Below are 25,768 nucleotides of genomic sequence, written 5' to 3' on the forward strand. Positions count from 1 at the left end.
GAACTGGATTATGGTTGTTGGACCATGACAATTAATCCTGTCCAATCCGGCATGGGCAGTTCATGTCCATGCCGGCAATCATATGGGTCGAACTTCTGCACGGAACGGAAATTGGCAACATTTTTGCTTGTTCATGGAGCATGTCACGGTGCCTGGGCGTGGGAGAAGGTGATGCCGCTCCTTGCAGCCAATGGACACAGGGTGTCGGCGCCCGACTTGCGCGACGCGCCGGCCAGGGCCGGGCTGGACGTCATGAGCGCCCGTGCCGAACATGTCGCCGCGCTGATCGAACGGCAGAAAGAAAAGGTCATTCTGGTCGGGCATAGCCTGGGCGGTGCGATCATCAGCCGCGTGGCGGAAATGGCGCCTGAACGCATAGCCAGGCTGGTCTACCTCGCGGCGCTGCTATCGCCGTCCGGTTCCGACATCGCATCCATGCCCGTGACGGAGGATGCGCCGCCGCTTGTGTTCCAGGCTGACGGTACGACCTTCATCTTCGATCCGGCCACCGCGCATGAAACGCTGTTCCACGATTGTCCGATGCCCGATGCCTTCGCGGCGATGAAGCGGCTGCATCCCGAACCTGTCGAAGTGCTCAGGGCGCAAATGCCCTTGCTGTCCGACCGATATGAATCGGTTGCGCGGGCTTATATCGTAACCGCGCTCGACCGGGCCATTGCGCCCGAACATCAACTGGCGATGATAGCGGCCATGCCTTGCGCGCAGGTTGAGACTGTCGAGAGCGGGCACTCGCCATTTTACAGCATGGCCGAAGGTCTGACCGATATGCTGGTTTCCCTTGCCTGATCGCCTGGAATTTTCGTGCGGTCGTGCAATGGTTAGAGCAATGAATTAAAATGAGAATCGATAGGTTAGATTACTTCTTCGACATTATAGTGCGCGATTTTCATCCAGTTGGGTCAATCGCCGGCACTGATAATTTGTGAAAGAAGGGGCATGATACACATGACGCTGGCGTCCGGAAAACCGGCAGCAGGATTAGTTCAGGGAGAGGGATATGAAATTGAAGTTTGCCATGCTGGCATCCTTGGTTGCGATGCTGCCAGCCCATGCCGCGATGGCGCAGCAAGCGGGCGATGTGGGCGAGGGACAGGGATCGGCTGTCGATAGCGGTGGTCTTTCCGACATCATCGTGACCGCGCAGCGGCGCTCGCAGAGCCAGCAGTCGGTGCCCATCACGATCACGACGATCAGTGCGGAAACTCTTGGAGCGACCGGCATATCGGCTACCGACGACCTGGTACAGATGACGCCAGGCCTTACCTTTACGCGGCAGCTGAAAGGCGCGACGCCCTATATTCGCGGTGTCGGCACGCAGTCGGTTGCGGCAGGTGTCGAAAGTCCGATCGCGACCTATATCGACGGCGTCTATTACATGTCGGCTGTCGGCAATGTATTCTCCTTCAACAATATCGAACGGGTCGAGGTGTTGAAGGGCCCGCAGGGCACATTGTTCGGACGCAATGCCACGGGCGGCTTGATAAATGTGATTACGCGCAAGCCAAGTTACGACACGTCGCTTGAGGGCAGCCTGTCTTTTGACAATTATGCGACGCTTGAAGGAAAGGCCTATGCGACGACGGGTCTATCGGACAATCTGGCGATAGATCTGGCCGTACAATATGAACGCCAATATGATGGCTTCGGCAGATATATCGCAACCGGTGACGATGCGCTCTATCGCAGAAGCGGGGGGCTGCGGTCGAAGATCCAGTGGGAACCGACATCCGAGGATCGCCTTACCCTGTCGGCCGACTGGTCGCGCGACAATAGCGATCTGGGCGCCACGCGCGATGTCGTGGCAGGCACTGTTTCGGCGCTGGGCATCAGACCCGCGGGTGGCTTCTATGATATGCAGGGGGACTATGAAACAAAGGTCCGCACCGATTATTGGGGTGTGAGCCTGCAATATGAACGTCAGTTGGGAAGCGGCTCCCTGACGATATTGAACGCCTTCAGACAGTTGAAGTCCCAGGTCAACATCGATCTGGATTCGACCGGGGCGCCCTTCCTCGTAGCGCAGATTCACGAAAGTAACCGGACCTGGCAGACTGAAATTCTTTACAACGGCTCGCTGCCGAATTTCGAATATACCGTGGGCGCATTCTATTTCAATGCGCGCTCCGCCTACGATCCTCTGACGATTACAAGCGCTTTCATACCTAGCCAGAATTATAGCACTTATCCTGTTCAGGATACCAGATCCTACGCCGGTTATGCGCAGGGAACCTACGATCTTGGGCAGAGCACGCAATTCACGGCCGGCCTGCGTTTCACGAACGACGCTCGCGAATTTTCGGCCGAACGATATGCGCTGGCGCCAAATCCGGCGGGCGCGGGGACCATATTGTTGACACGGGCCCGTACCAAGGCGAACTACAGCAAGCTGACCTGGCGTCTTGCGCTCGACCAGAAACTTGCCGATCACGTCATGGCCTATGTAAGCTACGACCGCGGTTTCAAGAGCGGCGTCTTTAACTCGGCGCAGGAGCTTCAGCCGCCTGTCAGGCCCGAAACGCTCGACGCCTATACGCTCGGCCTGAAGTCGGAACTGTTCGACAGGACGCTGCGCCTCAACATTGCCGGGTTCCATTATGATTATAAGGACATCCAACTCGCACGACTTGAAAACGGCACGCTGTTCCTGTTGAACGCGGCACAAGGGCGCATCAATGGCGCAGAGGTCGAGGGCGTATTCTCGCCTCGCCTCGCCAATGGTCGCCTGGACATCAACTTTGGCGCAACCTATCTCGATGCCAAGTACAAGTCGTTTCCCGATGGCCCGTCGCTCGTTCCCGCGCCTGGCGTTTGCACGCCGACGCCGCACTCGACCGGAACGCCGACGGGCGGCAACGTTTCCTGTTCGACCGATCTCAGCGGCAACCGCATGGTCCGTTCGCCGAAATTCGCCTTCAACATCGGTGGAACCTACGCCATTCCCGTGGGTCAGACCGAACTTGCGCTAACCATGAACTATGCCTGGACCGGCAAATATTTCTGGGAAGCGGACAATCGCATGGTGCAGGACAGCTACGATCTGTTGAACGCCACGGCGAGGCTTGGCTTCGGTCCGGATCAACGGTTCGGCATCAGCGTCTTCGGCAAGAACCTGACCAACAGCCATTACAGTTCCTACCAGACGCAAAGTGCGTTGGGCGATACGCAGTCGCCAGCTCCGCCCCGGACTTACGGTGCGGCCATCGATTTCAAGTTCTAAAATGAGATATGCCCCGTTTCAACGTGAAACGGGGCATATTGCGATGTTTTTTCAGAACTCCAGCGGCAATCCGATCACATCCTCGAAAATATGATCGCGATGTGCGATCAGGCGGTCGCTGAGTATGTCGGCGACCCGTGGTTCGCATGTATCGTACATCGCACGCTGATAGGCGGGAATCCGATCGGCCAGATGATCCGGTACATCGAACATGATCGAAAAGCTGGCCCAGTAGAGGTCGGCCGCTGACGGCCTGTCGCCCACCAGATAGCGGCGTCCGAGCGCATGTTGCGCGGCCAGCCTGTGGTCGAGCCCGGACAATATCTGGCGCAGCCGTTCGGGTGCGCTGGCGGCGGTGACCGGCGAATAGCCATATTGATCGCGCAATCCTTGCGAACCGCTGGTCTTGGCCGGACCGCTCAATGTCCACATCGAAATGCGCCGACACCATCCAAGGCCCCAGAAGCCGCAGATTTCCGCGCCGATGCCGAGGCAGATCTGGCGATCCTCCGGATCGGCGGGCAGGAGCGATGGTCCCTGTCCCAGCCGTTCGGCGAGAAACAGGATTTCGAGCCACCCGCTGCAAGGCGGTTCGTCGTCAAGCACGGCGATGGGCGCGTTGCGCATCCCGGTCCAGTCGACAAGCTTGTTATTCGCCTCACCAGCCATCTGGGCGACGGGGAGATAGGCGACGGACCTGAAGCCAAGCACCGCCTTTGCCGCCTGCCCCCATGGACCGGGAACATGGGCCGTCAGCACCAGCCGCAGGCCCGGCTTGTCCCGTGCCTCATCCACCGACAGATATTCCATGGACGCTCCTCCCTGCTGCTTGCGCATTTGCTGTGTCCGGGTGGAAACTATTTCGGTGCATCCTGGCCCGCAATCCGGCCACCTGCCACGCATGCGTGAACAGCCATTTCGATCAAGCGTGCCGCGCTGAGAGAGGCCAATTTATCGCTAGTTGCGATTGGAGAGTTCCGTTGGGTAGATTGTCGGGAAAGGTGGCCGTGATAACCGGCGGGGCCAAGGGGCTGGGCGCCGCCGATGCGCGTCTGTTCGTGGCCGAGGGCGCATTTGTCGTCATCGCCGATACGGACGCGCAAGCCGGTGAGGCGCTGGTCGGGTCTCTTGGCGATATGTCGCAATTCCTTCGCACCGACGTCAGTATCGAGGCTGACGTGGCGCAGCTGGTCGATGGCGTGATGGCGCGCCATGGCCAACTGGACGTCTTCGTCAACAATGCGGGAATATCGATCCCTAGCACGCCCGCCAGCATTCTTGAGCCGGATTATCGAGCGGTCATGGCCGCGAGTATCGACGCGACCGTGTTCGGCTGCAAGCATGCCCTGCGCGTGATGCGGAGCGGCGCCATCGTCAACATGTCCTCGATAGCGTCGATCCAGGGCGTGCCCTATTCCGCCGCCTATTCCGCCGCCAAGGGAGCAATAGAGGCCTATACCCGCAGCGTTGCGGTCTATTGCAAGGTCAATTCGATACCCGTGCGCTGCAACTCGGTGCATCCCAGCGCATTTGACACGCCGATGTTCCAGGAAAGTCTGGATACGATGGGCAGGACGCTTGAACCGGAAGCGGCGGCGCAGTTCCGGGCGCGGGCGGCGAAAGGCGCCGGCGATCCCCGCGATGTGGCCAATCTGGTTCTGTTCCTGGCGTGCGATGAGTCCCGCTATGTCAACGGGCAACGGTTTGTGATCGACAATGGCGGCATTGTAACGCCGCTGGGAGTGGGCGGATGACGCAGGCCGGCAAAACTGACCGGGCCGACAATCTGGCGGCGCGGTCCGACGGAGCGACGATGGGGTGCCTGATCTGTACGTCCATCGCCCGACATGGCCCCCGCGTGGCGCTGGTCGATGACAGGGTCAGCTGGACATATGACGATCTGGGCCGGCAGATCGGCAAGGCCATGACCGTCTTGCGATCCAACGGACTGGAAAGGGGGCAGGGCATAGCCATACTCTCGGCGAACCGCTGCGAACTGGTGGCGGTCGAATATGCGGCGATGTTGCTGGGTCTCAGCTACACCGCGCTCCATCCGATGGCGGCGCAGGACACGCATGAATTCATTCTGGCGGACTCCGGCGTCAGCATGCTGCTGGTTGATGGGGGCGTACTGAAATGGCCGCTCCATGGGTTGCGGGAGCGCATCCCCTCGCTCCGCAGGATTTTCGCCCTAGGCGCGGTTGACGGCGCGGAGGATTTTGTCGAGGCCATGGCCGCCGCCACGGTCGCGCCCCTGCGTGACGAGGCGCAGGCGGAAGATGTCGTCCGCCTGTTCTACACCGGCGGCACCACGGGAAAACCCAAGGGCGTCATGTGGCCCCATCGCGTCATGCTGGCGGTGACGGTGCTTCAGGGCATCGATTGGGAATTGCCTCCGCAACCCCATTTCCTGGCCGTGACGCCTGTCAGCCATGCGAGTGGGGCCGTCATCCCGACGGTATTGAGCCGTGGCGGATCGGTGCGCCTGACCAAAGGGTTCGGGGTCGAAAGCTTCTGCGCGCTTATAAGGGACGAAGGTATCGACTGCACCTTCCTGGTGCCGACGATGATCTATGTCCTGCTCGATCATCTGGCGCGGACGGGCGAGCGGCTGGAGGGGCTGGGCACGATCATGTATGGTGCGGCACCCATGTCGCCTGACCGCCTCCGGGAGGGTATCGAACGGTTGGGGCCGATCTTTTGCCAGCTTTACGGCCAGACGGAAGCGCCGATGTGCATCACTACCCTGCGCAAGGGCGACCATGACCCGGACAATGCAAGAATACTCGCATCATGCGGATATCCCACCCCGCTTGTCCGTATCGCCTTGCTGGACGAGGAAGGCAGGCCGGTTGAACCGGGGCGTCCGGGTGAACTGTGCGTGCGGGGGCCGCTTGTCTCGAACGGTTACTGGAACCGGCCCGATGCCAATGAGAAAAGCTTTGCCGGCGGCTGGTTGCATACCGGCGATGTCGCGGTGCGGTCGCCAGAGGGCTATTACACCATCGTCGACCGGACGAGCGATCTCATCATCACGGGCGGGTTCAATGTCTATCCGAGCGAAGTGGAGGATGTGCTGAATGCGCATCCGGCTGTCGCCCTTTCCGCCGTGATAGGCGTTCCCGACCCCAAATGGGGTGAGGCGGTCACCGCGTTTCTGGTCGTGAAGCCCAGCGCAAGCGTGGACATAGAGGAATTGCGCGCCGGGATTCGCAGTGCGCGCGGCGCCATTTGGGTGCCAAAGGAATTTCACGTCGTCGATGAAATTCCGCTGACCGCGATCGGCAAGATCGATCGCAAGGCGCTGGGCAGCCTGTTGCCCCGCAGCAAGGACGAGATGCGGGGAGCGAGCGGTGACTGAACCCGATGAATTGCGGAGCATGGACGCCAACCTCTATTGCGCTCCCGAAATTTTCGAGCGCGAGCGGTCGTCGATTTTCCGGCGCTGCTGGCAATTGATATGCCTGCGCGATGCGGTCGATGGGCCAGGGGCCTGCCTGCCTGTTACCGTCGCCGGGGCCGCCCTTATCCTGATCCGGGGCGATGATGGCGTCCTGCGCGCCTTTCGCAATGCTTGCCCGCATCGCGGCGCCCGGCTGGTGGAAGAAGCGCGCGATTGCGTCGACGCTCTGCAATGCCCCTATCATGGCTGGAAATTCGACACATGCGGAAACCTGACGGACATGCCCTGGTTCGGGCAACCATCCCCGCTGGACCCGGCGCTCTACCCGCTGCAGGAAGTGTCCGTCGCCGAATGGCGTGGGCTGATCTTTGCCGCCATCGATCCCGTCGAGCCGCTTGAGCGCCAATTGGGCGACTTGCCCGATTTGCTGGCGTCCGTTCCCCTGGAAAGCATGAAGACGCTGGGGCACAGCACATTCGCGGCGGACGTCAACTGGAAATGCTATTTCGACCAGTTCACGGAGAATTATCACGTTCCCATCGTCCATGCGCCGGACAAGAGTGTCGCAATCTGGAATTACACGGTGACGGCCGGGGAGAACACGGTCACCCTGGCGGCGCCCGGCGACGGCATGCATTTCGGCGGGCGGTGGGTCTGGATCTGGCCGAACTGCACATTCTCGACTTTTCCGGGCGGCGCCAAGCTCAGTCGCGTCGAGCCCACGGGCCCGATGTCCTTCGAAATCCACTACCAATATCTGTTCGAACCCACCGCTCCGCTGGACGAGGATGCAAGGCAACGGGTCATCCAGGCCACCGAGGCTATCTTTCGCGATGACGTGATGGCCTGCAAGCTCGTTCAGGGCAATTATGCCAGCGGCAATTTCCAGTCCGGTCCGCTACGACCCGATCTTGAAAACGGAACCGCCTATTTCCAATCCCGTGTCCTGAACGCATTGGGAATGGCGTGACGGTACGCAGGTGAAGTGCGGCAATTGCACGCTTGATCGTCACGGACAGTCAAGCGCTCCCTTCACCTCTCCATGATCAGATTTGCTGCCCCAGATCGCGCCGCAATGCGACTTCGTCCACATTGTGCCAGCTTTCGACGATCCGGCCGTCGCTGAAGCGGAAGAAGTCCACGGCGCTGATCCGGACGCTTCGGCCACTGGCCGATATGCCCAGATAATCGCCCCTGTGGATGCCGCTCGTGATCGATCGGCAAACGACCAAATCATCCTTGCCGAACAACAGTTCGATTTCGACCGTGGCATCGGGAAAGGCAGCACGAAAGGCGGCGAGCGTCGCCTTTGCCTGCGTGCCGCCGGTGACCGCGCCATGCAGATGCCGCCTGCATGCGGGCGACAGAATCCGGTCGAGGACCTCGGGCCGGTTTCCGCCCCATCCCTTGACCAGATATACCCTCGTCAGCGCCTCATTGCGCGAGACTTCCTCATTCATGTCCGTTCATCCCGCGACAGCATGGCGCGAACAGTTCAGTCGAGCTTCACGAAGACCGACTTTGTCGACAGATAGGGATCAAGCCCCTCTCGTCCCAGTTCGCCGCCCCAGCCCGACTGCTTGTGCCCGGCTATGGGAAGGGACGTGTCGGTTACAAAGGCGCAGTTCGCCCAGACCACGCCGGCGTCGATCCGCTTCGCCATCTTGTGAATTTTTCCGGCATCCCGCGACCAGATCGCGGACGCCAGGCCATATTCGGTGCTATTGGCGATCCGGGCGATATCCTCGATGTCATCGAACGGTGATGCGCATAGCACGGGGCCGAAAATCTCTTCCCGGACCACCCGCGCATCCGGGTTCGGATTGGCCAGCACTGTCGGTTCGTAATAGAAACCGGCGCCGGAAACCGCCCTGCCGCCGGTCACGATTTCCGCGCCGTCGCCAGGCCCGGTTTCGACCAATGACCTCACCCGCTGCAATTGCTTGTCAGAGATGATCGGGCCGATCTGCGTATCGGATGCGAACTGATCGCCGATTTTCATGCTGCTGGCGATGGCCGCGACCCCCTCGACCACCTTGTCGAAGGATTTGCGTTGGACATAGAGGCGCGAACCGGCCACGCAGACTTGGCCGCTGCGCACGAAGATGCCGGTCGCCACGCCCTGTATGGCGGCATCGAGGTCGCAATCATCGAAGACCACGACCGGGGACTTGCCGCCCAGTTCGAGTGTGACCCGCTTCAGATTTCCGGCCGCTGCCTTGACGATTTCCTTGCCCACTATTGTCGATCCGGTGAAGGCGACCTTGGCAATGCCGGGATGGGCGGCGATGGCCGCGCCGGCTTCGATGCCGTAGCCGGTCACGACGTTCAGCACGCCTTCGGGCAGGCCCGCTTCCAGAGCAAGTTCGGCGAGGCGCAGGGAAGAAAAGGGCGTCTCCTCCGACGGTTTGAGGACGCAGGTGCAACCGGCCGCGAGCGCCGGAGCGATCTTGATCATGGCGATCGACATGGGGAAATTCCATGGCGTCACGAAACCGCACACGCCGATAGGCTGTTTCAGCGTGTACGCATGAAATTCGCCGGTTTGCGCGTTCGATATTTCACTCGTCACGCCGTGGATCTTGGTCGCCCAGCCTTCATAGTAGCGCAGGTAGGAGACGACTTCGCCGACCATGTGCAGCGCCATGCCGTACAGCATGCCGCTGTTCAGGGATTCGAGGAAGGCCAGTTCCTCGGCATGTTGCTCGACCAGATCGGCATAGCGCGACATGATCCGGGCCCGGTCAGCGGCACTGGTCCTGGCCCACGGGCCGTCCATGAATGCGCGCCGCGCGGCATCGACCGCCACGTCGACATCCTCCGCCGCACCGCGTGGGGCCGATCCGATCGTCTCGCCCGTGCCGGGGTCCCGGATCGACATCGTGGCACCAGACTGAGCAGGTGCCCGCCGTCCTCCGATCAGCATCAGGCGTTCGCCAATAGTCCGTTGATTGAAGTCGATCATGTTCACGGCTTGCACCACCCCTTTCCCGAAATTCTTCATTATCGAAGCCTCTACAGAAGCATTGCGGCCATGCCGTGCAGACGCGCGGCATGGAGGTCCATTCTATGTCCTTTCGCGCTCCGCCCGGCCTTCGGCCCCGATTTGCAGATCTTCCAGCAGATAGTCATTGGCTTCGCCCAGTACCGGGACATGGCCCGTCGCGCGGATGTCATGGCCCTCGATCACGAAGCCGTGGCCGATGCCGCGGACATGGCGCAGGGCGCCGCGATCCTCGGCATAGTTCAGCCCCATGCCGCGCCGCACTTCGCTGTCGATGATGGGGCGGCCCCCCGTGTCGACCGGGGCGACTGCCTCGATGCCCGCGCCTTTCAGCCTTGCCAGCAGGTCGCGGGTAGCGATGGAGGTGGTCGCCGCCTCGATCTTTTCGACAATGGCCTGTGACCAGTCGTTCGGCTCGCCGAGAGCGAACATCGTTGCCAGCGTCTGCCTTTCTTCAGCGGTTCGCGCCGACAGGGCCACCCAGCCGTCCTCGGTCCGATAGACATGTTCGTTCGCCGTATAGCCGCGGCGGTCCCGCATCAGCTCCACCGGGCCGACAAGCGATCCGTCGGGCGCAAACACGATGTCGGACATGATCATCCAGGGCGCGTTGAGCAGCGGCACCTCCATGGCGGCGCCGCGACCCGTTCTTTCCCTGAAGATCAGCGCGAAGAGAATGGCTATTTCGCCCAACAGGCCGCCGACGGTGTCGACCGGCATCGTGCGGATCAGGGCGGGAAGGTTGCCGGCGCCGCCGGCACGCAGTTCAAGCCCGCTCAACGCCTGCATCATCGGATCAAATGCTGGCAGGCCGGACATGGGACCGGTGGAGCCGAAGCCGGAATTGAACAGCACGATCTTGCCCGGGTCGGCATCGAGAAGGGTTACGCCGTCTATGCCCATGCGTTCGGCCACGCCGACCTTGAAATTGCTGCACACGATATCGGCGCTTTCGATGAGGCGCTGGGCCATGACCCGGCCCTGATCGTCCTTCATGTCGATGGTGGCGGAACGCATGCCCCGGTTGGCCGCAGCGAAGAATTTGGCCGACCCGCGCATCGGATCGCCTTTGCCGTTCTCGACCTTGAACGTCTCGGCTCCCAGGTCCTTGAGATGCACGGTCGCCGTCGGTCCTGCGACATAGGCGCCGAAATTGACTGCGCGAACACCGGCGAGGGCCTTATCGCCCGTCCGTCCGTCGCTTTCCTCGCGGTCGCTTTTCGTGGCTGCGGGGTCGAACCGGATCAGCAGGCCGGGCTGCCGGTATCCTCCGTCATATTCGCGGATGATCCCGTTATGTTGCACTTGGGGCAAACGCGTCGCCTGCTCATAGGACAGCACAGGACCGGCCACGATCTTTTCACTGCCCAAGGCTGCTAGCAGGTCGCCGCTGTTCCACCTGGCGATATGGTCCGAGATGAGGGGTATGTCCCCGAAATACTGGTCGCCCGGCATTGACGGATCAGGCAGGCCGGGGTCCGAAGGGTCGAGATCGGCTTCGATGCCCAGCAATTTGTAAAGGCGGTATTTGGCGCCCAGCGATCCCAGCACGACATGCACGAACTTGCCGTCGTTGCAACGCGCTATGATAGGGCGGGCGGAGCGTGGAATGTTGAAACTGAACCACAAGGGTTCCTCCTCCGCCCAGCTCCACAGCGGCGCAAATGTCGTCAGGGCGCTTTCAAGGAGGCCGACCCTGACGGAGGCGATCTTTCCAGCGCGCTCGCGCATGAACAGCGCGGTGCCGATCGCGATCAGCGCCTGAAGGCATCCGCCAAGACCTGAGGCCGAATATCCCAGCACCGCCGGTTCTGCGAGCCCGGTTTCGTACATCATGCCGCTGATAGCCTGGATGAGCAGGTCCGACGACGGCGGTGCCGACCCCTTGTCGAGGAATAGCCCGTCATCGCTGAGGCCGGGTTGCAATTCGACCAGGATATAATTGCGGCTCTGGTCCGAAACCGGAATTTCGATCGGCTGGAAGCCGACCAGCTGCTCGCCACCGGCCAGGACGATATCGGCCGACGCGAGCGCGGCGGTGATCCGTTCCGGCGTTGCCGTCGCGACTTCGGCCAGGGCGCTGCGCCAGGCGCGATAGGCCGGGTAAATCTCGTAAAAGGGGTCGCCCTGTGCGGGTTCCAGGCGAACGACCCTGGCACCACTGTCGGCCAGAAACTTGGCGGTCAGCGCTGCGGCGTGCCCAAAGCCCAAATCGACCACTTCGATCCCGTGAAGCGGCAGTTCCTGTTCGTGCTGCATATGTTCATCCTATTGCCAGCATCAGCGCATCGTCGCCTGAAAATGCAAGGGCGCAGTATAGATGTCCGCGGGATCGTGACTGTTCTCATATGGAAAGGACGAATTGACACTGCCGGGCGTCCATCGGGCGTGACGATCATCCCTCGGTGGCCAGCGGAACGCCCGCTCATCCATGTCAAGCAAGCCAAGCCGACCCCGAACGCCTACCCAATGCCCACATGCAATTCGCCATCAGTCAGCCATGCAGGTATCCGAATGATCATTGATTCACATGCCCATCTCGTGACTCCGCTTTCGCTTTTGGGGATCAGGGCGGGGCTAGAGGTGTCGGGCGGCCAGCATTCGCTGAAATGGCTGCAGGCCATGCTGCCGCAGGCCGACCTCGACGCCGCGCTCGAAAAGAACATCGCCACGATGGACGATGTCGGTACGGACATGCAGATCATTTCGCCGCGTCCGTTCACGCTCATGCATTCGCATAACCGTTTCGACGACGTCGACCTGTGGGTCCGGCTCCAGAACGACATCATCCACGCCAATGTGGAGAAATATCCCAAGCGTTTCCGCGGTATGGCCGCCTTGCCCCAGGTCAACGGCATGCCGATCGAAACGGTGTTCGGGGAACTGGATCGTTGCATCAACGAACTGGGCTTTGTCGGTATCCTGCTCAACCCGGACCCGAGCGAGGGCAAGGGCGATTCCCCGCATATCGGCGAGGAATATTGGTATCCGCTATGGGAAAGGCTGGCGGAAATGGACGTGCCAGCCCTGATCCACAGCGCCGGATGCTGCGGTCGGGAAACCTATGACGAGCATTTCGCGACCGAAGAAAGCATGGCGATCACGAAGCTGTCGCATAGCGACATCTTCGACCGGCATCCTGGCCTCAAGATCATCGTTTCGCACGGGGGTGGCGCCATTCCCTACCAGATTGGCCGCTGGCGCTCGCACTGGCTGATGACACAGGCTGCGGAAAACCCCTCCATAGCCGCCTTCCTCAAGGATCTGCAGGCGGCGGCGAAGGCCGGAAAGCCGCTTCCGCAGGCGCCGGATGAACTGGTGACCTTCGACGAGATGCTGAAGAAATTCTATTTCGACACCGATGTTCACGATCCGGAATCGATGAAGCTGCTGTTCGGAAAGGTCGGCGTGGATCGATGCCTGTTCGGCACCGAACGGCCCGGCAGCGGCGGCGGGATCGACCTCAATACGGGCCGGCCCATGGACGACCTTAAGTTCACGATCGACAATCTGGACACGCTGACCGTCGAGGACCGGCGCAAGCTCTATCAGGACAACGCGCTTAAGGTATTCACGCGGATTCCACGGGATATTGTGGAAGGGCGTCTCGATGGCTGAGATCGTACTCGGTATATGCACATCCCATTCGCCGCTTCTGACCTTCGATGCCGGGACCTGGCGCGAGCGCGCCGAGGATGACAAGCGCAACCCGGAACTGACCCTGTCAGACGGCCGATCGGTCAGCTATGATGAGCTCCTGCTGGAGCGCGGTCCCCGTTATGCGGAGGAGGCAGGCATTGCCAGTCTGGAAGCCCAGGCGGCGAAGACCGGCCCCGCACTCGACCGGCTGGCGGCGGAGGTCCGGGCGGCTCGGCCGGATGTGGTGCTCATCGTCGGAGATGATCAGGAGGAGTTGTACAAGGCCGGGAATACGCCCGCCCTTGCGATCTATTATGGCGACGAAGTGGTCATGCGGCCGCTTGGAGAACTGGTGAGCCAGCCGCCGTCCTGGATGGAACAGGCCATCGGCGGCTATGCCATGGAAACGACGAACCGCTTCCCCGGCGCACCGGATTTCGCCTTGCGACTGGTGGAAGGGCTGATGGATGCGGGTGTCGATCTGGGCGTCGCATCCTCTGTGAATGACCCCAGGAAAGCGGCATTCGGGCATGCCTTCGGCTTTGTGGCCCGCCGTTTGCTCGACGAAGGCAAAGTGCCCGTCGTTCCCATCCTGCTCAACACCTATTATCCGCCTAATGTCATCCGGCCAGGCCGCTGCTATCTTATCGGCGAACTGATGCGGCAGGTCGTGGAGGCGATGCCGGATTCGTTGCGCGTCGCCGTGGTCGCGTCGGGTGGACTGAGCCATTTCGTCACGGACGAGGCGCTTGATCTGCAAGTGCTGGAGGCGCTCAAGCAGCATGATCGCGATGCGCTCGGTGCGGTGCCGATGGAGGCCCTGCGCGCGGGCTCGTCCGAGATTTTGTGCTGGATCATGGCAGGTGGGGCGTTCAGCCACCTTCGCTACAGCTGGTCGGAATATATGCCGGTGTACAGGACCGAAGCGGGCACCGGCATAGGGCTGGGTTTCGGAGTCTGGAAATGAGGCGCGGCGTTTGCATGGCCGAGGAGGCTGATCGTGGCTTTTGACTTTGAGTCCGCAGCCGGCCTTTCGAGCGCCACGGTGCATGAAGCGAGCGGCAAGATCGGCGCCTTGCCCTCGATCATCAAGCCGGTGGCGCCTGGTCTGAAACTCTGCGGCCCGGCTTACCCGGTCCAGTCGCCGCCGGGTGACAATCTGTTTCTCCACCATGCCATTTATGCAGCGCCCGCTGGGGCGGTGCTGGTGATCGACTGCGGGGATGCGGCCGAATTCGGCCATTGGGGGGAAGTCATGGCGGTTGCCGCCCAGTCGGTCGGAATCCGGGGGCTGGTCATTCATGGCGGCGTTCGCGACGCCGCGAGGATGGCCGAAATAGGCTTTCCGGTCTTCGCGTCGAACATATGCATCCGGGGCACGGGCAAGGACCCGCTGGGCAAGGGCCAGATCGGCGGCGCGGTCGCTATCGGCGGCATCACCGTTGAGGCCGGAGACCTCGTCATTGCCGATGATGACGGCGTCATGATCGTGCCCGCCGACAGGGCGGAGGCGACCGTCGCAGAAAGCCGCGCCCGCGACGCGGCGGAGCAGGATTATTTCCGCAGGCTGCGCGCAGGCGAGACGACGCTGGCCATATACGGCCTACCGGGTATTTTGAAGGAAGAACAATGACCCGGCAAAGCATTGAAGTGGAAGGGCTGGGCCATCCCGGCTTTCCGATCCCGGCTGCATCGCGGGTCGGCAATATCGTGGCGTCGGGCGGCATTCGGGGCGTCGACCGCGAGACCGGCGTGATGCCGGCCGATGCCGCAGGTCAGGTGAAGCTGATGTTCACGAATGTCATGGCGGTGGCGCAGGCCGCTAGTGTTTCGGCTGAACGCATCGTCAAGATGACATTCTGGGTAACCAGCCGTGAATGCACCCCGCATATCAACGAGCTGTGGCTTGCCCATTTCCCCGATCCCGCTTCCCGGCCTGCTCGGCACGTCATGACATATGACTTGCCTGGAGGGATGCTGGCGCAATGCGACTTTCTTGCCGTGGCGGAATGACATCCGGGACTTGGCCCGTGCCTGGCTTTGCTGAGACCAGAAGGTAAATTTGATGAGATTGAACATTACCTCTCGCAGTGGAGAGACGAAGGCGATCGAGGCCGAGGAAGGCGTTACGCTGATGGAGGCCATTCGCAACTCCGGCTTCGACGAGATGCTGGCGCTGTGTGGCGGATGCTGCTCATGCTCCACCTGCCAAGTCTATGTCGACGATGCGCAGATTTTATTGCTGGAGCCGATGAAGGGAGATGAGGACGATCTGCTCGACAGTTCCGCGCACCGGCAATCCAGTTCGCGCCTGGCCTGCCAGATCGTGCTGAATGCGGACCTGGCCGGTCTCCACGCCATTATCGCTCCCGAGGATTGAGGATATTCCCATGGCTGAAGATTCCCGTGCCGATCATCTGGAACGTCTGGCAAGGCTGGATTGCTGCGCCGTATCCGACGCCCTCGACGCCCTCGGCATTTCCGGACTGACGCAGGGGCTCCGCGCCTTCAGTGCGCCCGGGAAGGTGACGGGCAGGGTCATCACCGTGCAACTCGGCGAGGATGATGGCAGGGCCACCAAACGGCATCTGGGGACATCGGCGGTCGATGCCTCCGGACCCGATGATGTGATTGTCGTCGCACATGGCGGTCGTCTCGATGTCGCGGGCTGGGGGGGAATATTGTCTCTCGGCGCGAAGCGTCAGGGCGCGCGGGGCGTGGTGATCAATGGCGCGTGCCGTGACATTGACGAGGCGAGGGAGATGGGCCTGCCCATCTATGCGCTCGGAACGACCGCAAGAACCGCGCGGGGGCGGGTGATCGAACATGACTGGAATGTGCCGGTCGCCATTGCCGACGTGACGGTTTCGCCCGCCGATCTGGTCATCGCCGATGGCAGCGGCGTCGCCTTCATCCCCTCCGACCGGATCGAGGAGGTGCTGGAAAAGGCCGAGACGATCGTCCGCAAGGAGCAACTCATGGCCGATGCGGTGCGATCCGGAAAACCGCTCGTCGAGGTGATGGGCGCCAATTATGAAACAATGTTGAAGAAGGATTGAAGCACGTGGGTTCCTCTGTCGCACACCGCCTGGGATCGCTCAGCTGCACGGATTTGAGCGATGCTATGGACCGCGTTGGCATAGCCTGCCAATGCGCGGGGATCATGCCGCTCGATCGCAGCTTCAGCCTGGTGGGTCAGGCGTGGACATTGCGTTACGCCCCCATCGGCCATGAAGGCGGCACCGTCGGCGATTTCATCGACGATATCGAGGAAGGCTCGGTCGTCGTGATCGACAATGGAGGCCGGACCGATGTCACGGTCTGGGGCGACCTGTTGACGGCGACGGCGTCGCGCCGCAAGATTTCCGGCACGGTGATCGATGGCATTTGCCGCGACGTGGATCGCGCCTTGGCTCTTGGCTATCCCCTGTTCGCGCGCGGCAACTGGATGCGCACGGGCAAGGATCGCGTCCGGCTGGAAGCGACGCAGGAACCCGTCCAGATCGGCGGCATCCGTGTCCGCCCCGGCGACTGGTTGCGGGGCGATGGCGACGGGATCGTGGTCGTGCCCCAGGTTTCGCTAGAGGCCGTGCTGGAAGTGGCGAGCGAAATCCACGAGGCTGAGGAAGCGATCCGGGCCGCGGTGGAAAATGGCGCGGATCTTCGCGAAGCGAGGGCGCAATATAATTATCATGCGTTGCAGACGCGGCGCTGAAAATCGCCCGTCGTCACGGTACGCCGGCCTGACGATCTTTCTGGACGGCCTGCTGCAAGGGAGCGAATATTATGGCTGATCGTGCGGGAGATCAGTTGCGCGCGGACTTTTTCCTGCCCGATGAGGTCAAGGCAGTGCGCGGGGAAGTCCGGCAACTTTGCGAGCAGCTGTTGGGCCCCATTGCGCATGATCTGAACGGAGCGGTAGAGAGCCGCACCAACTTCCCCCGCGCGGTCCTCCAAACGTTCGCGAAGGCAGGTATATTGGGCATTCCCTTTGCGCGCGATGTGGGCGGACGCGGACTTGAGCACCCGACCTTGTCCCTGCTCGTCGCCATTGAGGAAGTGGCCTATTTCTCCTCCGGTATCGCTTCCGCCTTGCTGGATGCGCCGCTCATTCTGGTCGGACAGACGCTGGATCGCGCCAGCCCGGCTTTGCGGCAGCAATATCTGCCGCGCATGATCCGCGGCGAGATCGTGTGCAGCTTCGCCACGAGCGAACCCGCCGCGTCCACCGACCTGTCGCCCGGCGCCATGCAGACGGTGGCCCGCAAGGTCGATGGCGGATGGCGGATTAGCGGGACGAAGCGCTGGATAACCAATGCCGTCGCCGCCGACTACATGCTCGTGCTCGCCAGGACGGGGGACAAGTCTCAATCCCTGTTCCTGCTCGACATGCATGACAATGCCGTGTCGGTCGCCGATCCCGACCAGAAGATGGGCAATCGCCCCCAACTGACCTCGGACGTCAGGTTCGATGGCAGCTTCGTGGCGGATGACCATGTGGTCGGCGAGGTCGGTGGCGGCCTGCGCGCCGCCCTGGGCGCATTGATGCTCGGTAGAATGGGCATCGGCGCGGTGGGGATAGGCATGGCGCAAGCCGCGTTCGATATCGCGTCCGACCATATGCGGACGCGAGAGGTTTTCGGACAGAAGCTGGGTGGCTTCCAGCATTGGCAAATGACCTTTGCCGATCACGCCATTGCCATCGAGCAGGCGCGTTCACTCTATGAAAAGGCCGGCGCGATGTTCGACGCCGGAGAAAATGTCGAGATGCTGGCCGCGATGGCAAAGGTTGCCGGATCGCGTCTGGCCGTCGATGTCGTGCGTGATGCGATTCAGGTCAGCGGAGCCTATGGCTTCGTTCGGACCATGGGCGGCACCGGGGAAGAAAAACAGCTCGAGGCGATCTATCGCGACGCCAAGATCGGCGAAATCTACGAAGGCGCCAACGAGATTCAGAAATGGATCATCGCGCGGCGGTTCCTGGGCAGGCAGATCACCGGTTGAGGGGGAGGGCTGGCGCGGTCTTGCAATGCGCTCCCGGGGCGCATCGGCTTGGCCGCGCCAGCCTTTTTGGCATTCGACGGATTTCCGTCATTTCCGGTCGGAAGAGCTTTCATCCTTCGCTATGATATCGGCGGCTTTTTCGCCGATCATCATGCTGGCCGCGTTGGTGTTCCCGCTGACCATCGACGGAAATATCGATGCGTCGGCGACGCGCAGGTTCGCAATGCCATTGACGCGGAGCCGGGGGTCCACGACCGCATCGTCACCGCCCATGCGGCAGGTTCCCGCCGGATGATAGATGATGTTGGAATTGGCACGCAGAAACGCGCGCAGTTCGTCGTCTGTCTGTCCTTCGGCGGCGCTGTCCGATCCTGTAACGACGTCCTTGAACGAAGGCGTCGAGAATAGCCGTTCCGCCAAGCGCGTGCCGCGGAGCAGGGTTTCGAGGTCGGCGGGATCATCGAACATTTTCGGAAAAATGGCGGGCGCATCGAAAGGATCGGCAGAGCGTAGTTCGATATGGCCGCGGCTTTCGGGACGGCTGACATTGACGCACATCATAACGCCATCCGTGTCCGCAAGCCGCACCTTGCCGCCGGCAAATGTATAGGCGCTGCTGCTGAAGGTGATCTGTACGTCCGGATAGGGCGATGACGACAATGTCCGGGCGAACGCGAGTCCCTGGGAAGCGATGGCGGTGGCCGGGCCGGACCGGAATGCCATCCAGCGGGCGGCGTTCCAAAGCCGGCGAAGCCCCTTTCCTTCGCGGTTGAGGGAGCGCATGGTGACGTTGCGCGCGATGACGCAGGCCGGATGATCTATCAGGTTCATGCCGACATTGTGATTGTCATGGACAATCGGGATGCCATGCCGGGCAAGCGAGGCGGACGGGCCGATCCCCGAGAGCATGAGAAGGTGAGGGGAGCCGATAGCGCCGCAAGCTAAAACGACCTCGCGATTGCAATAGAGCCGATGGCGCGATCCGCCGGTCTGATATTCGACCCCGATCGCCTTTTTCCCGTCGAAGAGGATGCGTGTTGCCTGCGCTCGCTTCATCAGGCGCAGATTGCTGCGCCTGAGCGCGGGCCTCAAATAGGCGCGGGCCGCGCCGTCCCGGCGGCCGCGACGGACATTGGCCTGACAGGGGCCGACGCCTTCCTGACTGGCGCCGTTATAGTCCGGGGTCCTCATGATCTGGATGCTTTCGCACGCGTCGATGAACCGCTGGGTGGCTTCGGGAATGCGCCATGCTTCCACAATGTTCACCGGCCCGTCACGTCCTCTGGTCGCGTCGTCGCCCAACAGGGTTCGTTCCCCACGCTTGAAGAAGGGAAGAACGTCGCGATAGGACCAGCCTTGCGCGCCTGCCTTTTCCCAATCGTCGAAGTCCGCCTGCTGCCCGCGCACGAACACCATGCCGTTGATGGAGGTGCTGCCGCCGACCACCTTCCCTCTTGGCCAATGTTCGGTTCTGTCGCAGCGCGTGGGGTCAGGTTCGGAATGAAATCCCCAGTCGAATTTCGGTGTGGCAAGCGCATACATGACCGCGCCCGGCACGCTGATCCAGGGATGATGTTCCGCGCCGCCTGCCTCCAGCAGGACAACCTGCCGACGTGAATCCTCGCTCAGCCGAGCGGCGATCACGCATCCCGCCGCCCCGGCGCCGACGACAATATAGTCGGGTCTGTCCATGCACGCTCCATTTGCGAAGATTGTCCAATGACTTTCCGGGGTGGAAATCCTTGGATTCCCATCCCGGCACTCGCCCGGTCAGCCGAGTGAAGCGACGACGGACTTTGTTTCCAGATAGGCGTCGAGCCCCTCGCGGCCCAGTTCGCGACCCCAGCCCGATTGCTTGTAGCCGCCGGCGGGCAGGGACGGGTCGGAAACCATGGCGCAATTCAGCCAGACAAGGCCCGCCTCCAGCCTTTCCGCCGTCAGATGCGCCTTGGCGATGTCCCGTGTCCATACATAGCCGGCGAGGCCATATTGGCTCTGATTTGCATCGTGCAGCACATCGTCCAGTTCGTCGAAGGGAGACGCGACCAATACCGGTCCGAAAACCTCCTCCTTCAACAGGCGCGCTTCGTTGGGCAGATGCGTGACGATGGTGGGATCGACAAAATATCCGCCATTTTCGGAGGCATTGCCGCCCAGCACGACGTTGCCGCCCTGCGTCTTGCCGCTGGCGATCAGGTCGGCAACGCGCTCCTGCTGCCGCAGGGAAATGAGCGGCCCGATGTTTGCGTCGGGATCGAATGCCGACCCGACGCGCATCCCGGAGGCCGCTTCGGCAATCGCGCCCACGACGCGGTCGAAGGAATTGCGTTGGACATAAAGGCGCGAACCGGCCACGCAGACCTGGCCGGAACGCTGGAAAATGCCGGCGGCAATGCCAGCCGCGGATGCATCCAGATCGGCATCGTCGAAAACGATGACCGGGGACTTGCCGCCCAGCTCGAGCGTGACCTTCTTGAGGTTTCCGGCCGCCGCCCGTACAATCGCCTTGCCGACCGCGGTCGATCCGGTGAAGGCGACCTTCGCGACCTGATCATGCGCGGCGATGGCGGCGCCGACGGTTTCGCCATAGCCCGTCACGACGTTCAGAACGCCCGGCGGCAGACCGGCTTCTTCCAGGATCTCGGCAAGCCTCAGCGCGGTGAAGGGGGTTTCTTCCGAAGGTTTCAACACGCATGAACAGCCCACGGCCAATGCCGCGGCCAATTTGGTCGACGCCAGGGTCAGCGGGAAATTCCATGGTACGATCAATCCGCATACGCCGACGGGTTCCTTGAGCGTATAGGCGTGCAGGGGCATGCCGGGCAGCGATACGTTGGATGTGATCCCGTGGATCTTCGTCGCCCAACCCGCATAATAGCGAAAATATTCGGCCGATGCCGCCGGCATGTACCGCGCCATGCTGTGGAGCATGCCGCTGTTGAGCGCCTCGAGGCGGCCGATCTCGTCCGCATGGCTTTCGATCAGGTCGGCGGCGCGCCACAGGATTTTTGCGCGCTCGGCGGCGGGCATTTTCCGCCAGACCCCGGACTGGAAACTGCGCGATGCGGCCTGGACCGCGCTGTCGACATCGGCGGCGGAGCCATCTGGGGTCGTGCCGATGATCCGCCCGGTGCTGGGATCGTGAATGTCGATCGTCTTTCCCGACAGCGCCGGAACCGAGCGGCCGTTGATCCGCATGAGTTTGGCCCCGACATTCTGATCGATATCGTTTTCCAACTGTTGAGACATGACAATCTCCAATAAGTTATCGGTAATGCTGATCTGGTGGCCGCCTAAATCTTCAGGTCAGCGGCAATGAGGTCGGATGCCTTTTCGGCGATCATGATCGTGGGCGTATTGGTATTGCCCGATACCAGGGTCGGCATGATGCTCGCGTCGACGACGCGCAGCCCCTCCACCCCGCGCACGCGCAGCCGATGGTCCACCACATCGTCCGGGCCGGGACCCATCGCGCATGTGCCGACAGGATGGTAGACGGTGGACCCCGCCGTCCGGGCATAAGACAACAGCTCTTCATCCGTCCGCAGGGACAGGCCGGGCATGGTTTCGTTCCCCCTGAACGGCGCCAGCGCCGGTTGAGCCACGATTTCCCGGCAGATCTTCAGGGCGTCGACCGTCACCCGGCGATCCTCTTCGGCGGCCAGATAATTTGCCCTGATGATCGGCGCTGAGCCCGGATCGGCGGAGCGGATGTGAATGGACCCCCGACTTTCGGGACGCATCTGCAATGCGGCGCAGGTCATGCCCGGTTCCTTTTCAAGCGCATTGCTGTGCGGATTGCGCGATCCGGGGATGATGCCGATCTGGATGTCGGGACGGGATAGACCGGGTCGGGACTTCATGAAGGCCAGAAGCGCGCCGGGGGCGAGGGTGAGCAGCCCGTCCCGGAAGAGAAGGAATTTCGCAATTTCCTTGACCAGCGGCCAGCCCGATGCGCGCTGGTTGAGCGTTACTGGCTGACTTACGCGGTAGGTCGCGAAGGCCGCATAATGATCCTGCAGATTTTCGCCCACGCGGGTCGCGGGATGGACGGGATCGATGCCGTATCTGGCGAGGATCGCCGGATCGCCTATTCCCGAAAGTTCAAGCAGTTGGGGAGAATTGATCGCGCCGCCCGACAGGATGATTTCGCCGCGACATCGGATTGTGTGAACCGCGCCCTTCGACCGGCACAGGATGGCGCGCGCGCGTTTGCCTTCGAAAATGATCCTTTCCGCCAATGTGTCGGTGAAGACCGTCAGATTCTTGCGATGACGGACTGGTTTCAGATAGGCGACGGCGGACGATTGACGCAGGCCCGACCGTGTCGTCTTTTCGACATAGGCGTAGCCTTCCTGCTGGCCGGCATTGATGTCGCGCCCGGAAAGCCCCATGGACGACAGCGCGTCGCAAAATGCGTCCGAGATCAGGTCGGGCGGCGTCGTTTCGACATTTAGCGGCCCGCCCGTTCCGCGCGTTGGCGCGGCATGTCCATGATCCTCCAGCCGTTCGAAATAAGGCAGGACATCATGCCAGCCCCAGCCATCGTTGCCGGTAGCCTTCCACCCGTCATAATCCTCTTGCTGGCCTCTGACGTGCATCAACCCGTTCAAGGCGGACGAGCCGCCCAGGACGCGGCCGCGCGGCCAGCCTATCCGGCGGCCCTCCAGTTCGGGCTCCGGCTCGGTTTCATATCGCCAGTCCAGCCGCTTGCTGCCGAGATTGATGACATAGCCGGCCGGGATGTGAATGAACGGATTTCTGTCCGGCGGCCCGGCCTCGATCAGTGCGACGGTGTGCCTCGTGTCCCGTGACAGCCGGTTGGCCAGCACACATCCCGCGCTGCCGCCCCCCACGATTATATAGTCGAATTCTGGACCCACTGGCTGCTCTCCTAGCCTGACCCTAGGGGAGCCGGGAGGCGTGCGCTAACCGGGAGTGCAAAGATCATGAACGTGATGGAAGTTTTGCTTTGATAGCATGTGTCTTGCTGATGATGCCCGCAGGAAAGTAAGTAATATCCTCTAAAAATGACCGCTGATTAACATGGCCAATTAGACGGTATTCCATAGGCGATTTTTGGATCGGCTTCGGAAAGGGGAGGATATATGGTAATTCACAAAACAAGTCTGCGCGCATTTCTGATGGGCACTGTGGTGTTTTCTGCGGCGGCCGTTCCGGCCCTGGCGCAGCAGGTGTCCGGTTCCGGCGACCGGGCGGCCATCGCCGATATTGTCGTGACCGCGCAGAAGCGGGAGCAGCGGCTTTCGGACGTTCCTGCCGCGATCCTGGCGACGGCGGGCGATGAACTGGCGCAGCGCAACATCACGACCAAGGACCAATTGATGGCGTTGGTGCCGGATTTGAGGGTGACGTCAGTCACGGGCGGCCTAGGGCAAAATCTGTCGATCAGGGGCATCGGTCCTGCGAACAACTATAATCTCAACGTGCTCGTCCCCGTAGGCCTGTATCAGGACGAAATATACCAGACGTTCACGACTTATCCGGGATCGCAGATGTTCGATCTCAGCCGCGTGGAAGTCCTCAAAGGTCCGCAGGGGACATTATATGGACGCAACACGACCGGCGGCGCGATAAACTTCATTTCCAACCAGCCAGGACTGCAAGGTGGACAGTATCATGGAAATATTAGTGTCGGATATGGAAATTACGACCGGTTGGAACTGCGCGGCGCGTCCGACCTGACGCTGATCGACGATGTTCTGGGGATCAGGGTGGCGTTTCTCCAGACCCAGAGAAACGGCTATGTCAAAAATGTGGGGGCGACCGGACCGGACACATTCGGATCCGACAACACAACCGCGGGCAGGTTCCTTCTGGCCTATAAACCCACTTCCAATTTCAAGGCCACATTGGGTCTCTACTATACGGATTTCAAAGGATCGGTCCCAGCGGCCATTCCCGTTGGCGTGGCTCCGGGCGATGATGTGGGCTATTATTCCAGGGCTGGGCTTTCGAAATATGAAGCGGAACTGGATTTCTTCGCCCCGCATAGCGCCAGAAACTATTATGGCGGCCTGACCCTCAACTGGGACATGGGCGATGTGTCGCTGACGTCGATCAGTTCCTATGGAAAGGCCAAGGGACGGGTGTCGAACGATTGCGATTCAACCCCGGTCCAAATTTGCCGGTCGGACATTTTCCCCCGCACCGACCAGGCCAGTCAGGATCTTCGCATCTTCTATGACGCCGGGCCGCTTCAACTGACCACCGGCGTCAATTATGGATGGGACAAGTTCAAACAGATATTCAATGTCGGCTTCGGCACCACCTATTTGCGTAACAGTTATACGCAGATCCGTGATACCTATGGCATATTCGCCGACGTGACCTACGCGCTTTCCGATGCATTGGAACTGACCGGCGGCCTGCGCTACACGAAGGACAGCATCCAATTCAAGGATGCGCAGACGGAATTGGTGACCGGTTCTGTCAGCGGACCACCGACAGGATTCTTCACGATGCCGCTTCAGCCCGCGGCGAAGCGCAAGACGGACGGCGTTACAGGCCGTTTCATCGTCACCTATGAATTCCTGCCGGACGTCCGCTTTTACGCCAGCTACAGCAAGGGCTATCGCGGCGGCGCATTCAACGGCGTGCAGCTTCTCAGCCCGATCGAGCTGAATTTCGTGGGTCCCGAAAAAACCCAGAATATCGAGGCGGGCATCAAGGGATCGCCCAATCCCATGATCCAGTTCGCGTTTGACGTCTTCTACATGAAATTGAAGAACCAGCAGGTGCAGAGCCTGATCAACATTCCGGCCTGTCCGACCTGCAACCCACCCACATCCGCAGCTGCCTATGCTGCGTTGGCGGGACTGAAGGGACGCAATTACGGGGCGGAGCTGGACCTTTCTATCAGGCCTTCGGACCGGTTGAAGCTCAGTCTTCAGGGAACATATTTGAATACGCGCTATGCGTCGGGGATCGACCAGCAGGTGTCCAATTTCAACGTGGGCGGAAACAGGTTCCCCTTCGCACCCAAATTGTCGATCCGCAGCGGCATCGACATTGTCGCGCTGGACGATAGCGATTCCAAGCTGACGCTGACCGCAAATGCCAGTTATACCAGCCGTTACTGGTTTGATCCGGCGAATGGGAAGAATTCATTCCCCGGATTCTTCGCGTCGCGCGATGGGCAGAAGCAATATACGACTGTCGATGCGCGCATCCTCTACGAAATAGGCGATTTTGAAATTTCTCTCTGGGCGAATAATATTTTCGACAAATTCTATCTCATCGGCGGAGCCAATACCCAGGCGTCGTTCGGATCGGACCAGGTTTCGCTTGGTGCACCAAGAACATTCGGCGGTTCGATCGGCATGAAGTTCTGAAGACTTCGTCATCGGACATGGGCAGTCGAAACGAAGAAAGTCGAAACCGATTGCGGTAGGAAGTCACGCCAGATTGACTATCACATGAGAAATGCAGCCGACAGGACATCCTGTCAGCTGCATTT

The 25,768-nt window shown here is 61.2% G+C and carries 21 protein-coding genes; 14 read left to right on the forward strand and 7 right to left on the reverse strand.

What is annotated here, in order from left to right:
* Positions 1-51: 51 nt before the first annotated feature.
* Positions 52-807 carry an alpha/beta fold hydrolase gene (locus HUK73_RS02735; RefSeq protein WP_255325901.1) on the forward strand — a complete coding sequence of 252 codons (756 nt, stop codon included), beginning with the start codon at positions 52-54 and terminating at the stop codon, positions 805-807.
* Between the two features lie 211 nt (positions 808-1,018).
* Entirely contained in the window at positions 1,019-3,238 is a 2,220-nt protein-coding gene (locus HUK73_RS02740; RefSeq protein WP_176590523.1) for a TonB-dependent receptor, read from the forward strand.
* 51 nt (positions 3,239-3,289) lie between these two features.
* On the opposite strand, the gene HUK73_RS02745 is transcribed toward HUK73_RS02740, so the two are convergent.
* Positions 3,290-4,048, reverse strand: coding sequence for a hypothetical protein (locus HUK73_RS02745; protein ID WP_176590524.1), 759 nt, complete (start codon positions 4,046-4,048; stop codon positions 3,290-3,292).
* Positions 4,049-4,239: 191 nt separating this feature from the next.
* Between HUK73_RS02745 and HUK73_RS02750 the strand changes: the two genes are divergently transcribed.
* From HUK73_RS02750 to HUK73_RS02760, 3 genes are read left to right on the forward strand one after another with little or no spacing between them, the layout of a single operon-like run.
* Complete coding sequence (locus tag HUK73_RS02750) at positions 4,240-4,992, forward strand: SDR family oxidoreductase (protein WP_218036199.1); 753 nt, start codon at positions 4,240-4,242, stop codon at positions 4,990-4,992.
* Entirely contained in the window at positions 4,989-6,599 is a 1,611-nt protein-coding gene (locus HUK73_RS02755; protein ID WP_176590526.1) for an AMP-binding protein, read from the forward strand. The genes HUK73_RS02750 and HUK73_RS02755 overlap by 4 nt, the downstream gene beginning before the upstream one ends.
* The gene (locus HUK73_RS02760; protein ID WP_176590527.1) at positions 6,592-7,611 is read left to right on the forward strand and encodes an aromatic ring-hydroxylating dioxygenase subunit alpha; all 1,020 of its coding nucleotides are present in this window, start codon (positions 6,592-6,594) and stop codon (positions 7,609-7,611) included. Before HUK73_RS02755 ends, HUK73_RS02760 begins: the two co-directional genes overlap by 8 nt.
* A gap of 76 nt (positions 7,612-7,687) precedes the next feature.
* On the opposite strand, the gene HUK73_RS02765 is transcribed toward HUK73_RS02760, so the two are convergent.
* The 3 genes from HUK73_RS02765 to HUK73_RS02775 all read right to left on the reverse strand — a co-directional run bounded on the left by HUK73_RS02765 (position 7,688) and on the right by HUK73_RS02775 (position 11,904).
* A complete protein-coding gene (locus tag HUK73_RS02765) occupies positions 7,688-8,101 on the reverse strand; it encodes an ester cyclase (RefSeq protein ID WP_176590528.1) in 414 nt (137 codons plus the stop codon).
* Positions 8,102-8,136: 35 nt separating this feature from the next.
* Entirely contained in the window at positions 8,137-9,645 is a 1,509-nt protein-coding gene (locus HUK73_RS02770) for an aldehyde dehydrogenase (protein ID WP_255326172.1), read from the reverse strand.
* Between the two features lie 63 nt (positions 9,646-9,708).
* Positions 9,709-11,904 (reverse strand): CoA transferase, encoded by a 2,196-nt coding sequence (locus tag HUK73_RS02775; RefSeq protein ID WP_176590529.1) that lies wholly within the window; start codon positions 11,902-11,904, stop codon positions 9,709-9,711.
* A gap of 255 nt (positions 11,905-12,159) precedes the next feature.
* On the opposite strand from HUK73_RS02775, the gene HUK73_RS02780 reads away from it, so the two are divergent.
* The 8 genes from HUK73_RS02780 to HUK73_RS02815 all read left to right on the forward strand — a co-directional run bounded on the left by HUK73_RS02780 (position 12,160) and on the right by HUK73_RS02815 (position 18,288).
* Complete coding sequence (locus HUK73_RS02780) at positions 12,160-13,263, forward strand: amidohydrolase family protein (protein WP_176590530.1); 1,104 nt, start codon at positions 12,160-12,162, stop codon at positions 13,261-13,263.
* Positions 13,256-14,251 (forward strand): extradiol ring-cleavage dioxygenase, encoded by a 996-nt coding sequence (locus tag HUK73_RS02785; protein WP_176590531.1) that lies wholly within the window; start codon positions 13,256-13,258, stop codon positions 14,249-14,251. Before HUK73_RS02780 ends, HUK73_RS02785 begins: the two co-directional genes overlap by 8 nt.
* Positions 14,252-14,284: 33 nt before the next feature.
* Entirely contained in the window at positions 14,285-14,917 is a 633-nt protein-coding gene (locus HUK73_RS02790) for an RraA family protein (protein WP_176590532.1), read from the forward strand.
* Entirely contained in the window at positions 14,914-15,297 is a 384-nt protein-coding gene (locus HUK73_RS02795) for a RidA family protein (protein ID WP_176590533.1), read from the forward strand. The genes HUK73_RS02790 and HUK73_RS02795 overlap by 4 nt, the downstream gene beginning before the upstream one ends.
* A 49-nt stretch (positions 15,298-15,346) precedes the next feature.
* Positions 15,347-15,664: a 2Fe-2S iron-sulfur cluster-binding protein gene (locus HUK73_RS02800; RefSeq protein WP_176590534.1), complete on the forward strand. Its 318-nt coding sequence runs from the start codon at positions 15,347-15,349 to the stop codon at positions 15,662-15,664.
* A gap of 10 nt (positions 15,665-15,674) precedes the next feature.
* Complete coding sequence (locus tag HUK73_RS02805; RefSeq protein ID WP_176590535.1) at positions 15,675-16,343, forward strand: RraA family protein; 669 nt, start codon at positions 15,675-15,677, stop codon at positions 16,341-16,343.
* Positions 16,344-16,348: 5 nt separating this feature from the next.
* On the forward strand, positions 16,349-16,999 hold the full coding sequence (locus HUK73_RS02810) for an RraA family protein (RefSeq protein ID WP_176590536.1): 651 nt from the start codon (positions 16,349-16,351) through the stop codon (positions 16,997-16,999).
* 71 nt (positions 17,000-17,070) lie between these two features.
* On the forward strand, positions 17,071-18,288 hold the full coding sequence (locus HUK73_RS02815) for an acyl-CoA dehydrogenase family protein (protein ID WP_176590537.1): 1,218 nt from the start codon (positions 17,071-17,073) through the stop codon (positions 18,286-18,288).
* Between the two features lie 87 nt (positions 18,289-18,375).
* On the opposite strand, the gene HUK73_RS02820 is transcribed toward HUK73_RS02815, so the two are convergent.
* From HUK73_RS02820 to HUK73_RS27100, 3 genes are all read right to left on the reverse strand, one after another.
* The gene (locus HUK73_RS02820; RefSeq protein WP_176590538.1) at positions 18,376-19,980 is read right to left on the reverse strand and encodes a GMC family oxidoreductase; all 1,605 of its coding nucleotides are present in this window, start codon (positions 19,978-19,980) and stop codon (positions 18,376-18,378) included.
* A 78-nt stretch (positions 19,981-20,058) separates the two neighbouring features.
* Complete coding sequence (locus HUK73_RS02825; protein ID WP_176590539.1) at positions 20,059-21,537, reverse strand: aldehyde dehydrogenase; 1,479 nt, start codon at positions 21,535-21,537, stop codon at positions 20,059-20,061.
* 44 nt (positions 21,538-21,581) lie between these two features.
* Positions 21,582-23,171, reverse strand: coding sequence for a GMC family oxidoreductase N-terminal domain-containing protein (locus tag HUK73_RS27100; RefSeq protein ID WP_176590540.1), 1,590 nt, complete (start codon positions 23,169-23,171; stop codon positions 21,582-21,584).
* Between the two features lie 225 nt (positions 23,172-23,396).
* On the opposite strand from HUK73_RS27100, the gene HUK73_RS02835 reads away from it, so the two are divergent.
* Positions 23,397-25,643: a TonB-dependent receptor gene (locus HUK73_RS02835; RefSeq protein WP_176590541.1), complete on the forward strand. Its 2,247-nt coding sequence runs from the start codon at positions 23,397-23,399 to the stop codon at positions 25,641-25,643.
* The last annotated feature ends 125 nt before the right edge of the window (positions 25,644-25,768 follow it).

This window comes from Sphingobium sp. EM0848, assembly GCF_013375555.1.
Taxonomy (GTDB): domain Bacteria; phylum Pseudomonadota; class Alphaproteobacteria; order Sphingomonadales; family Sphingomonadaceae; genus Sphingobium.